Raw genomic sequence first — 11,750 nt, 5'->3', positions numbered from 1 at the left:
ATTCCGCCTTATCCGTAAAGCTCATCGTATTTAAGATACCAGTTGTAAAACTTCGTTGCGGCGAACGCTTTCCAGAACTTCGTGTTCTTAAAGCGAGCCACCACCGTTGCGCGATATTTGATGATCATGATTTTGAAACCGACAAAGGCGAATGGCAGAAGTAGAAGAGATACAATCATGGATCCCATCACGATGCTGTTATTAAAACGGGTCATCGGAACAAAAGGCATGTTGTACATCGTTGTGAATAAAGGTCGAAGGCCTTCGGTTTCTAAAACGGCTTTACCCAAAAGATGCGCGGGATAGTCGAAAAGAAATGCCACGAACTTGAAAAAGAAAGCCGAGATAAAAGCGGCGCCGATTTGCACGCGGAAAATAAAAATCAAAAAGAAAACGATCAACGTTTGAATGGATAGGACGGGAGAGAATCCAAGAATTAATCCCAGTGATAATCCCACAGCCAGTTGATTCGTTCCTGTGTCTGAATTCAGGAGCTTTAAAAAATTGAAGATCTGCTTCAGTAAGAGAGTCATGTCGTTCCTCCAGGTGAAATTCTAATAAGCTAAAATGCAAGGCGGCAAGTAGAAAGCCGAGGACACGGGAGGCAACTTGTCGTAAAATAAGGCACAGAAAATCAATGGCTTCTGACACGGGGATTTTTAAGATGATGCAGTGGGAAACTCTGATTCGGGAAACAGTTCAAATGGGTGGACAGATTGTCTTCCTTAAAGACAAAGCTCCGGCGGATCAGGATATGTATCTTGAAGCCTTGTTAAGCCATTTTCGTTACGAGATCCCTTTTGTCAGACGCTCGGTCGCAGATATTCAATCGGCCACTTTTCGTACCAAGGCTACGGACCTGATTCTGTTTTTTGAAGAGCAAGGGGAGCTGGTCGATGCCTTGAACTCGGTTCTGCAGGGACAGCGTTTGATTCTCGCGAAAAAGAATTTCGTTAAGACTCCTTTTGTCGATTTTGTATGGTCCGATTGCAGTTTGAATGACTGGACGCAAGTTTTAGGATCATTGAAGCAAAATTGGAAAAAGCTTCCGGCAATTCCACAGTTTGGGGAGGCTCGTCAGGCTCCGTGTCTTTTCTTAGATCGAGACGACGTTGTCGTTAAAAATGTCCCGTACAATAAAGAAGCGCAAAAAGTGCAATTACTGCCAGGAATCATCGAACTGATCAATTCCGCTCATAAGAAGGGTTACTGGGTCGCTCTGGTAACGAATCAATCGGGCTTGGGGCGCGGTTGGATTTCCTGGAAAGAGTATCAAGCCGTGCACCAACAAATGCTTTCGCTTTTGGCCGAAAAAGGCGCCTGGATCGACGAATGTGTTTGGTCGAGCTTTATCGAAGAAGGTGTGCCTGTTGGAAATCTTTATGCAGGCCTTCGTAAGCCTCGCGCCGGTATGTTGCAAATGGTGGATGAAAAGCTTCACGTGAGAATGGAGACGTCAATCCTGGTGGGTGACAGTGCTTCTGATATTCTTGCGGGATATTCTGCGGGAGTGGGTCGTTTATATCTTTTGTCTTCAGATAAGCTCGTTAAAGAACAAGCGTCGTTAGAAGAATTTAAGAAAAAGGATCCGCGCCTTCAGTATGAGTGGGCGCAGACTTTCGCCGACATTATTTTGTAGAACTGCCCCTCAGCTTGGGAGCACAAAAAAGCTGTCTTGATTTATAATTAAGTTTCTTGTTCAATTTCTTTTGTTTCGACGCGATCTTTGCGGCGAAGGTAAAAGAAAGCTCCGCTTAAGCTGATGACGAATGTACCTACTTGAAAAGCAGTGATCACGGTAGGGCCTAACTCAATTTGTTTTCCTACGTAGAGATTAAATAGGAAGTAAAATGCAGCCTGTCCTACGCCGACGCCAGCAGGGGAGATAGGAATCGCCGTCGCCATAAATCCAAGGGGTGCAACGAGGAAGTAAGTTCTTGCAGAGACCTCGTCAAAGCCCGCCATTCTGCCGGCGAGGTAAAGAAAAGCGATAGAGCAGGCTTGGGACACCAAGCTCATCAAAATCACGGCAATAAAACGTTTTCCATCTTTTCCATAAAGATGCATGCTTTCGTAAAGTTTTAAAAACTTCTCTGAAAGTGGAAGCACGGCAATACCTTTTTTAACGGCGCCACTATCATAGAGCTTCACAGAAAAGATCATGCTTAAGGCAATAAGAAACGCCACGAACAAACCGCAGATAAAATAAAACAAAGTCAAAAGAGCCGGTGTCTGCACGATGTGATTTAGATCGTAGAACATCACTAACAGCGCGAGTAAAATCATCGCAAAAAGCCCCAAGACGCGATCCATAAGAACGCTTGTGACGGCCACAACTTTGCTGCCGGGATTTTCGCGTGTGAAGTAATAAGCCTTAATGACATCTCCGCCAACGCCACCGGGCATTGCGAAATTAAAAAAGGCGCCAATTAAAGTCAGCTTAAAAACAGGCCAAGAACGGGCCGGAAGGCCTTGAGAGCGAATCAGAATACGCCAGCGTTCACTAGCGAAGAAAATATTAAGCGCCACCAGCGATAAAGCTGTCACCGCCGCCCAAGGAGTCAGAAGATTCTTGAGAGCAGAGAAGTTTAATTTTCCTGATTGGATCAACCAAAAAATAATCGCCGCAGAAAAGGCGATTTTTAAAGACTGAACCAGGAGCTTTTTCGTGTGCTTAACCATGGTTCAGTCTTACTTGAATTCAGGACGGAACTCTACTTAGAAATGAGTCGTCCAGATTTTTTTAAGGTTCGTAAGAACCGTTTCTAGGTTCTTTAGTGGGAGTGACGTTGGTCCATCACACAAAGCCTTTTCAGGGTTTGGATGAGTTTCAAGGAAGATACCATCAACCCCTACGGCCATCGCCGCACGCGCCAAAGGCCATACCATGTCACCACGACCTCCGCTGCTTTCACCTGTTGCACCTGGCAACTGTGTCGAGTGCGTGCAATCCATGATCACTGGGAAACCCAAACGGCGCATTTCTACGAGGCCCGTCATATCGTTGATAAGACGGTTGTAACCGAAAGTCGTTCCGCGTTCGCAAAGAAGGATCTTATCGTTTCCAGCGTTCACGGCTTTTTGAGCAATGGCTTTCATATCCCAAGGAGCCAAGAATTGACCCTTCTTGATGTGAATCACTTTGCCTGTTTTCGCTGTTTCCACTAGCAAGTCTGTTTGACGAGAAAGGAATGCAGGAATTTGCAGTACGTCTGCAACTTCTGCCGTTTCTTTCACTTGGATTGTTTCGTGAACGTCTGTCAAAAGAGCACAGCCCAACTCGCCTTTGATTTTTTCAAGGCTTTTTAGCGCCGAGTTCACACCCGGGCCACGGAAACTTGTAGCACTTTGACGATTGGCTTTGTCGAAAGAGCATTTCAAGATCCAAGGAATGCCCAAAGCTTTTGTGACTCTTTGGATTTCTTTTCCTGTCTCTAAAACCATGCCTTCATCTTCGATAATATCAGGACCAGCGAACAAGACGAAATTTTTGCCGTCGCCCCAAGTGATAGTTTCGCTGCCGTTTTTTAGTACGACAGGTTTATTCAACGGACCAAAACCGGTATTCATTAGAACGCCCCTTTAACTGCTGCGATGATTTTATCTTGAGTCGCATTGTCCATATCAGGATACATTGGCAAGCTGATCACGTGTTCTGCCGCCCAACGAGCCATCGGAAGTTCCTGTTTTGGATCTGCCGTGTGCTCTTTGTACCAAGGTTGATCTGGCATAATACGTGGGTAGTGGATAGAAGTCGGAACACCCGCATCTGTCATTTTCTTTTGGAAAGCGGCGCGGTCTTTCACTGTCAAAGTGTATTGAGCCCAAGCAGACTTGTTGTGAGTCTCAACAAATGGAGTTGTGAAGCCATCAGCTTTGATTGAAGAGAATGCGTCGTTGTAACGATCTGCTACGCGCTGACGTTGTTCCAATTCCCAGTCGTATCTTTCCATTTTTGCAAGAAGGATCGCACATTGGATTGTATCCAAGCGACCGTTGATACCAAGACGAGTGTGATAGTAACGAGATTCAGAACCATGCTCGCGGATTTCTTTGATGATTTTTACAAGATTGTCGTCATTCGTGAAGATCGCGCCACCGTCACCATAGCAACCCAAAGGTTTTGCCGGGAAGAAGCTTGTTCCAGTTGCCGTTGTTAAGCTGCCACTGCGTTTGTCTTTGTAGCGAGCACCGAAGCTTTGCGCAGCATCTTCAATAACCGCCAAATTGTGTTTCTTTGCGATCTCGTTGATTTTGTCCATCTCTGGCATTTGACCATACAAAGAAACAGGCATGATGGCTTTTGTACGTGGAGTGATGGCCGCTTCAATTTTTGTAACGTCGATGTTGAAAGTTTTTGGATCGATGTCGACGTAGATAGGTTTTGCGCCTGCAAGAACAATAGTTTCTGCTGTGGCGATAAAAGAAAAAGCTGTCGTGATAACTTCATCACCTTGACCGATGCCCAAAGCCATCAAAGGAACCCATAAAGCGTCCGTACCGTTGGCGATTGTTAGACAGTGTTTTACACCGACGTATTTTGCGAGTGTTTGTTCAAGTTCAACAACCTCAGGGCCGTTGACGTAAGCGCCGTGATCCAAAACTTTTTGAATGCGAGAGTCGATATTTGTTTTTAAAGCCTTGTACTGAGACTTAAGGTCGATAAAAGGGATAGACATTTTGAGAGCCTCCAAATTGCTGTTTTTAAAACAAAAAAAGTATCCTCCTCTTCGAGGGAAAAGTCCACGCTGACAAGGCTTTACGGCTTTGGGTCGAGAGCATTTTTGTCCACTGTGGTGAGGAAGCTACGCCGGCTGTTTACAAAAGGCCTCAGTTTTATGACCAAATGCCCCAAATCTGTGACTATAATTACGCACTTAGACGGTTTAGTGATATAGATTGTGAACTTGGTTCGGAGGTAGTTTTGATACCAGTTATACTCTCTGGGGGAAGCGGAACGCGCTTGTGGCCGGTCTCTCGCCAGCATATGCCTAAACAATTTTCTGAGATTTTTGATCAGCCTTTGCAGACGATGACTTTGCAAAGATGTTTAAAATTGGGCTCTCCGTGGATCGTAACCTCCAAGGCGTTAGAGACTTTGACGGAGCTTAATTTAAAACAAAATAAAGCCACTTCGGTGCAAGTGGTTTACGAACCCATGGGTAAGAACACCGCACCCGCTATTGCGGCTCTTTGCCATCTTTTGGCAAAAAAAGGTCTGAGCAATGAAGTCGTGGCGATCTTTCCTTCGGATCACCTTATTGCAGAAGAAGAAAACTTTCTTGAGGTCGTCAACTTCGCGCAGAAAGTAGCGGAAGAAAACCGTGTTGTCACATTGGGCATCACGCCTTCGTACCCAGAAACTGGCTATGGCTACATCCAAACGCGCGCGGTCAGTTTGAAGGAACTGGGCGCACTTAAAGCTTATTCTGTCGTGAAGTTCCACGAAAAGCCGGATCTGCAAAAGGCGAAGGAATTTATTGCACAGGGCAGTTTCAGTTGGAATGCCGGAATTTTTGTTTTCAAAGTGTCTCACATGATCAGCTTATTTGAAAAACATCAGCCAGAGATGTGGAAGCAGATTTCAAATCTGAAAGAAGACTCTTCAAACCTGGCTGACATCTATAGCAAAGTGCAAAGCATTTCTATCGACTATGCGATCATGGAAAAGCTGGGTGGAGAAGAGTTGACTTGTATTCCGGCGGAATTCGGCTGGAGTGACGTGGGTTCTTGGGATGCGGTTTCTTCTTTGAAGAAAAGCCACGATCTCATCAACGTCAAAGGACATAATAACTTCGTCTTTGGTCCCAAAGAAAAAAATTATTCTTTCGTGGGTTTGGATGATGTGATCGTTGTCGATACTCAAGATGCTTTGATGCTTGTAAAAAAAGGCTTATCGCAAGATGTTCGCCACGTCGTGGAAACTTTAACTCAGCATAAGTCCTCTTTGGTCAAGGATCATGTTTTTGAGTATCGCCCTTGGGGTTACTTTGAGATTTTGAAAGACACACCTCATTTCAAATCCAAAGTCATCCGCGTGAACCCGCATTCTCAAATCTCGTATCAGTCACACTCTAAGCGTGAAGAGCACTGGACGATCACGGTTGGTGCGGGTGAAGTGGTTTTGAATGATGAAGTGATTCCGGTAAAAGCCGGGACTCATATCCATATCCCACTGGGAGCGAAACACCGCATTCGCAACAACACGAATGAGATGCTCGAGTTCGTGGAAGTGCAGTTAGGAAGCTACTTCGGTGAAGATGATATCGTACGATATCAGGATGACTACAAACGGTCTTAACAATAAAAAAAGGGATGCTGTAAAAGCATCCCTTTTAAATTTTCAGGACTCGCAAAAAATTACTTTTGATCTGTGGGCGCCGGAGTGGCGATCTGCTCGCGAGGTGCTGGAGCGGGAACTGGAACAGTTGCCAGCTCACCCACAGACTCTTGCTTCACTTCCGCGGTTTTAATGGGAGCGCCGCCGTTACGAATGGATTCTTCCTCACCCGGTAAATCAATATCTTCATCGTCGCCATCGTGTTCTACTTCTTGAAGGGTCGGGTTCTTCGTTGAGGCTTTGATTAAGTCTTTATGGTAAGCGTAGATCACGCCACCTTCTTTAAAGTTATTGATCATTTTAGGCAGGATTCCTGGAGCTACGGCCGGGCATCCCCAGCTGCGACCTAAGCGACCTTGTGATTTCACGAAATCTTCAGATACATAGTCTGCAGCGTGCATGACAATGTCGCGTTCCGCAGCTTTGCTATTCGTAGACTCTAAGCCATACAGATTCAGGGATTGACCATGGGAACCATAGTAAGTGGTGCCGCCAAGATAGAATCCTAAAGAAGACATTTTTGAACCATCGATATTTGAAAACTTCGAAGCGACTTTCACTCCGGAACCTTTTCCGTGCGCCACGAAGTGTTTTGAAACCGCACCTGTTTTAAGATTCATAACGAATAAACGACGCTCGCTGGAAGGAAGAGAAAAATCGATAATGGCCGCCATATTATCATCTTTAATCGTAACCTCTTTTTCAGCCATGAAAGTGCTCGTGCGGGCGCGCACTTTGGTACGGACACGAACGGTTTTCCCACCATTGACATCCAAGAATTCAAAAGTCCTTTGAAGAGCCGCCTCAGGAACGCCCTGTTTTTTAAAGACATCATAAAGAGGTACGTTCTTGATTTTGACGTCGTAAATGCTGCCAGCCCAGCTTTGTAAGCTTAAGAGCGTGACGGAGATAAGGCTTAGTGCTTTGAACATGAGAGGTTCCTTATTCTAAATGATTCCACAATCTGGGGTACGTAATACAAGGTGTGTGCCAGGGTGTTCGGGGTACCATAAGAAGCTGGTTTTATCTCCATGATCAATCCTTGTTGCCGAGTGCCCTTTCCCGTCCCCAGTGGCCATAAGTTTTACACAGGTCCAAGAAGTTCCATCGAAACGTCCGTTGTATTTGTTAAGCCCTAGAAATCTAACAGAAGTTTTATTTAATCTACTTTGCCCGAATGAAAATGGACCAGGCAGATACGTAGAAGTAGATTCCCGTGCTGGATTACACAATAAAGGGTGGGTGACTGATGGCTAAGCTACAAAAGGCGCTGATTTCAGCGTTTATCGCTATCCATATTACGATGCTAGTAACGGCGGGACTTCCAGACCGAAGTGTCGTTGGAGATCGAATTCTAAAATCACTAGCTCGGTATCAGATTTTCTTTGCGCTGGATCAACCATGGAGCATGTTCGCTCCAAATCCTTCGGCAGTGAACTCGTATTTAACGGCCACTATTAATTTCAAAGATGGATCTACAGAACAGTGGACGTTTCCGCGCCCGTCTCAAATGGATAGCTTTGACCGCTTCACGTCGGGTGAAAGATTCAGAAAGTTTCAACAAGACAATCTTATACCGATGGAAAAGACCGATCTCTGGTCCGATCTTGCAAAGTATGTTTCCCGCGAAGTGATGAAATTAGAAAAGCAAGGGCGAGGACGCGAGTTTGAATCCCTGGAGTTTTATCGTCATCACAATATTGTGGCGGCGCCAACAAAAGTTTTTGTTCCCCACGGGACCTTAAGCAGTAAGTTCACTTCTGAAAACGTCTTCCAATTTAAATCTAATCAGCAGGTTCGTCATGAAGCTAACAACAATAACTAATTCTTTAAACGACTTCTTTTTTAAACCTCAACCGGTTCACAGTGTAGCTCTTTTGCGAATCGCATTCGGAGTTATCCTTCTTATCAACTGGTTTATGATGTGGAGCCATTTAGACATATTCTGGGGCGTTGACGGGATTTTAAGTTTGCAGACGGCACTCAAGTTCAGTCACGGATTCCGATTCAATCTGTTTGAATTATTTCCGAATCAAGCAGGGGTTGCGGAGCTTTTGGCGCTATTAAATCTTATCGGCGCGATCGGCGTGCTGTTGGGATGTTATACCCGCACTTCTATCGCAATCACATTTTTCACACTTCTATCGTTCCACAATCGGAACGTCTTTGTTTTAAATAGTTCTGATGTGGTGATTCGAAATTTCTTGTTTCTTTTATTTTTCACTCCGGCCGGGGCGCTTTATTCTTTCGACCGTTGGCTTTTAATTAAAAGAAAAAAGATTTCAGCCGACAACGTTCCCGAAAAGGCCCCGTGGGCATTGCGTCTTATGCAGATTCAATTTAGTGTAATTTACGTCGCGACAGTGATGTTTAAAATGAAGGGGCCCTTGTGGGCAGATGGCACCGCCGTGTACATCGCGACTCGCTTGGATGAATTTATGCGTGTGCCACTTTCTATTTTGAATGACATGATGGTGATTAAGTTTTTAACCTGGTCTACTTTGATTATCGAGTTTTCTTTAGGAACACTGGTCTGGATTCGTGAGTTCCGTTACTGGGTTTTACTCGCAGGAATCGGGTTGCATCTGGGAATTGAAGTTTCCATGAGCATTCCCCTTTTTGAGTGGGTGATGATTGTCGGAATGCTTTGCATGGTCGAGTCTCGAGATATTCAGTGGGTGCTTGAAGCCGCTAAGAAGGGAACTTTGTTTGCAAAGTTTTCCCTTCCTCGCGGACTTCTTAAAACCGCTAAAGCGAATATTCGTGGATAAGACTTTCGCACATCAAGTCGCCAACCATAAAGGCCAGGCGGCGGGCGTGGGTTTCCCATTCCTCTGGGGAGCCCTTAGCTAAACTACCGATCTGCTTCTGGAACACGGTCCACTTATCAACGAAGTTCGGAACAGAGTCCTTCATCGCTTTACAGTTTTTGAAATATTCCATCAATATCGGCAAAGCTTGTTCTTTTTCAAAGGCCCGTAACATGTCTAGAGAAAGCACGTTCGTCGTTCCTTCCCAGATTGAAAAGACTTGGGCATCACGTAGAAGTCTTGGTAAACCCGTGTCTTCGACGTACCCAGCGCCACCGAACATCTCAACGACTTCACTGGAAATATGAATTGATTTTTTTGCCGTATATAATTTCAGAATCGGTGTTAACGAACGCAAAAGAACTCTTTGTGAGGCTGAAATCTCGCCAACCTCTTCTTGCCCTAGTAAATGAGCAACGAAAAAGCTGAATGCAAAACAGCGGCGGAAGTCTTCTTCTAAAGCATGAAGTGTTTCACGATGTAGAGGATGATCAATTAAGAGCTTTCCAAAGGCCTTCCTTTTACGTGAATAGTCTTGGATAAGATCTAAAGCGCGTCGCATGTGGCCCAAAGCGCAGATGGAATTATAAATACGCGTGATATTTAGAACACTCGCAATTTTTTTAATTCCGTCGCCTTCGCCGCCCACTATACGGGCGGGAGTCCCTTGTAAGCTGAGTTCCGCCGTCGGAAGAGCTTTTGTACCCAATTTATCTTTAAGACGGTGAATCTGAATGTTGTTCAACTGACCTTGCTTGTTGCGAAGCTCAAGATAAAACAGACTTAAACCTTTAGAGCCCGCCGGAGCGCCTTCGGGCCGAGATAAAGTCAAAGCCATTTGCGAAGTCGTTGCTGAAGTGAACCATTTGGTTCCATGCAAAGCATGAGTCGCGGAAAATGCGCTTTCGCCTGAATAGGGAAGAGCATCTGTCGAAGTCTCGCTGACATCCGACCCACCGGTTCTTTCAGTCATCCACTGTCCTGCCGTCCAAAAAGTTTTTGGATCACGAGAAAGCAGGTGAGGCATCGCACGTTCTTTCAAATCGTTTCCAGCGTAAAGTTCTAACGCGCGGGCCGCACCATCGGTCATGGCAAGTGGGCATGAAAAAATCGCCGAACTGGGCGAATATAGATAAAGCAGCGCCATCTGATAAACGCGAGAAAAAGCTCCGAATTTTCGGTCATAGGCCGTAGCAACAATACCCTCCGTCGCGGCCACTTTTTCTAATTCCTTCCAGCCGTTGGAAGTTTTAATCTCATCAATCCTTCGCCCCCAGGGATCGAAGGGAACATGTTGAGGAGGTTGCGCTTCGGCTTCAGCGGCCCATGCAAGCATATCTGTCGCCGCTCTTTCGCCCAAATGGTCTAAGTGGGGAAGAGCCGTTTTTTGCACATCGGCCGGGAGGACTTTTTTTAGGAATTTCTGAAGAGTTTCATCAGCACGATAAGTGTTCGTAAGGCTTGGGCCTTCTTGATAAAAATTTTTCATACCTGATAGTTTAGGCTTTCAGAGGAAAAGGGCAACAATATGTCATTCGACCAAGCCTTTTTTTAAAAAGATGTTGCTGATTTGTAAGCTTGTTTCTATAAGAGCCCTCTTTTGTTTTAGGGGTGGAAATGTCTCGTATTATCTTGGTTTTAGGTCTTATTGCTTTGGTGTCCTGCACACCTAAATCTCAACTGGGTGTGGAAGTTAGAAAGGACGCGGCAATCATGGGTGGCAGCATGGTCGCGGAAAATGCCCCCATCGTCTCTGGAATCGTCGGTATTTATGACACCCAAGACAATTCGATCTGTACGGGTTCTTTGATATCAGAAAATTTGGTTTTGACGGCGGCTCACTGTGCAACTTCAAAACCTTCGAAGCTTAAAATTGTTTTCGGCGTGGATATTGATGCGACGATGGCGATTCGTGAACCTGATGTTCAACAAGAGCTCACTCGCACAGTCAGCCTTATCCAAGTTCATCCTTCTTACAAGCCGGAAGAACAAGAAGAAAAAGAAACCGACTGGGGTGATATTGCTATTCTTAAATTCCCGGGAAAACTTCCTGCGGGTTATAAACCTGTTGCTCTTCTTCAGGATGACAGCATCCTGAAAAAAGGTTTTGTTGTGACATTGGCAGGCTATGGAGTTTCTCATATCGACCTTGAGCCGATTGATGCCCGTAAGGTGCGTGATATTGAAGAGGCTATCGAGTACGGCGAAGTGATCTGTGATGACAACTTAAAAAACTGTCTGAAAGTGGATATGTCTGGTGACGGTGAGCTTCGTCAAACGACAGCACCTGTTTCGTTTTTAACTGAAACTGAAGTCTTTTTAGATGAGTCAAAAGGTCGCGGAACTTGCAGTGGTGACTCTGGCGGTCCTGCCTATGTACAAAAGAATGGCCAATACTTCCTGTTCGGCATTACCAGCCGTGGTAGCCAGCTTTGCGATAGTGTGGGCGTTTATACCAACACAGTTTACTACAATAACTGGATTCGTGAGACAGCGCTTAAGTTAAGCAAATAATCCGTTACCGCAAAACGAAAACAATACGAAATGGGATGGCAGAAACATAAGCCATCCCATTTGTTTTTTTGCAGACGCCGTGCTGG

11 protein-coding genes are annotated in these 11,750 nt (G+C 45.3%); 5 read left to right on the top strand and 6 right to left on the bottom strand.

Features of this window, described 5'->3' with window-relative positions; translation table 11 throughout:
• Positions 1–8 precede the first annotated feature (8 nt).
• Positions 9–533 carry a TIGR03546 family protein gene (locus tag ACLWBD_RS13125; RefSeq protein WP_063204833.1) on the bottom strand — a complete coding sequence of 175 codons (525 nt, stop codon included), beginning with the start codon at positions 531–533 and terminating at the stop codon, positions 9–11.
• A gap of 104 nt (positions 534–637) precedes the next feature.
• On the opposite strand from ACLWBD_RS13125, the gene ACLWBD_RS13120 reads away from it, so the two are divergent.
• On the top strand, positions 638–1,639 hold the full coding sequence (locus tag ACLWBD_RS13120) for an HAD-IIIA family hydrolase (protein WP_413568495.1): 1,002 nt from the start codon (positions 638–640) through the stop codon (positions 1,637–1,639).
• 47 nt (positions 1,640–1,686) lie between these two features.
• Here ACLWBD_RS13120 and ACLWBD_RS13115 read toward each other — a convergent pair whose 3' ends face one another.
• Genes ACLWBD_RS13115 through ACLWBD_RS13105 form a run of 3 tightly spaced genes read right to left on the bottom strand, consistent with a single transcriptional unit; the run spans position 1,687 to position 4,679 of the window.
• Positions 1,687–2,682, bottom strand: coding sequence for a lysylphosphatidylglycerol synthase transmembrane domain-containing protein (locus ACLWBD_RS13115; RefSeq protein ID WP_063204831.1), 996 nt, complete (start codon positions 2,680–2,682; stop codon positions 1,687–1,689).
• A gap of 36 nt (positions 2,683–2,718) precedes the next feature.
• Positions 2,719–3,570 carry a 3-deoxy-8-phosphooctulonate synthase gene (kdsA, locus tag ACLWBD_RS13110; RefSeq protein ID WP_413568494.1) on the bottom strand — a complete coding sequence of 284 codons (852 nt, stop codon included), beginning with the start codon at positions 3,568–3,570 and terminating at the stop codon, positions 2,719–2,721.
• A complete protein-coding gene (locus ACLWBD_RS13105; protein WP_373998070.1) occupies positions 3,570–4,679 on the bottom strand; it encodes a DegT/DnrJ/EryC1/StrS family aminotransferase in 1,110 nt (369 codons plus the stop codon). The genes kdsA and ACLWBD_RS13105 overlap by 1 nt, the downstream gene beginning before the upstream one ends.
• 245 nt (positions 4,680–4,924) lie before the next feature.
• Between ACLWBD_RS13105 and ACLWBD_RS13100 the strand changes: the two genes are divergently transcribed.
• Positions 4,925–6,301 carry a mannose-1-phosphate guanylyltransferase/mannose-6-phosphate isomerase gene (locus ACLWBD_RS13100; RefSeq protein WP_413568492.1) on the top strand — a complete coding sequence of 459 codons (1,377 nt, stop codon included), beginning with the start codon at positions 4,925–4,927 and terminating at the stop codon, positions 6,299–6,301.
• 59 nt (positions 6,302–6,360) lie between these two features.
• Here the strand turns inward: ACLWBD_RS13100 and ACLWBD_RS13095 are convergent, their stop codons facing one another.
• Complete coding sequence (locus ACLWBD_RS13095; protein WP_063204827.1) at positions 6,361–7,272, bottom strand: murein L,D-transpeptidase catalytic domain family protein; 912 nt, start codon at positions 7,270–7,272, stop codon at positions 6,361–6,363.
• Positions 7,273–7,589: 317 nt separating this feature from the next.
• On the opposite strand from ACLWBD_RS13095, the gene ACLWBD_RS13090 reads away from it, so the two are divergent.
• Both ACLWBD_RS13090 and ACLWBD_RS13085 read left to right on the top strand, forming a co-directional pair.
• Complete coding sequence (locus ACLWBD_RS13090) at positions 7,590–8,165, top strand: hypothetical protein (RefSeq protein ID WP_413568491.1); 576 nt, start codon at positions 7,590–7,592, stop codon at positions 8,163–8,165.
• Positions 8,143–9,111: an HTTM domain-containing protein gene (locus ACLWBD_RS13085; protein ID WP_413568490.1), complete on the top strand. Its 969-nt coding sequence runs from the start codon at positions 8,143–8,145 to the stop codon at positions 9,109–9,111. The genes ACLWBD_RS13090 and ACLWBD_RS13085 overlap by 23 nt, the downstream gene beginning before the upstream one ends.
• On the opposite strand, the gene ACLWBD_RS13080 is transcribed toward ACLWBD_RS13085, so the two are convergent.
• Positions 9,089–10,639: an acyl-CoA dehydrogenase family protein gene (locus ACLWBD_RS13080; RefSeq protein WP_413568488.1), complete on the bottom strand. Its 1,551-nt coding sequence runs from the start codon at positions 10,637–10,639 to the stop codon at positions 9,089–9,091. The two genes, ACLWBD_RS13085 and ACLWBD_RS13080, sit on opposite strands and share 23 nt — an antisense overlap.
• A 128-nt stretch (positions 10,640–10,767) precedes the next feature.
• Between ACLWBD_RS13080 and ACLWBD_RS13075 the strand changes: the two genes are divergently transcribed.
• Positions 10,768–11,664 (top strand): S1 family peptidase, encoded by an 897-nt coding sequence (locus ACLWBD_RS13075; protein ID WP_155722482.1) that lies wholly within the window; start codon positions 10,768–10,770, stop codon positions 11,662–11,664.
• Positions 11,665–11,750 lie beyond the last annotated feature (86 nt).

The sequence above is a fragment of the Bdellovibrio sp. HCB117 genome, assembly GCF_047305915.1.
Taxonomy (GTDB): Bacteria; Bdellovibrionota; Bdellovibrionia; order Bdellovibrionales; family Bdellovibrionaceae; genus Bdellovibrio; species Bdellovibrio bacteriovorus_B.
This window is presented reverse-complemented; position numbering and strand designations above follow the sequence as displayed.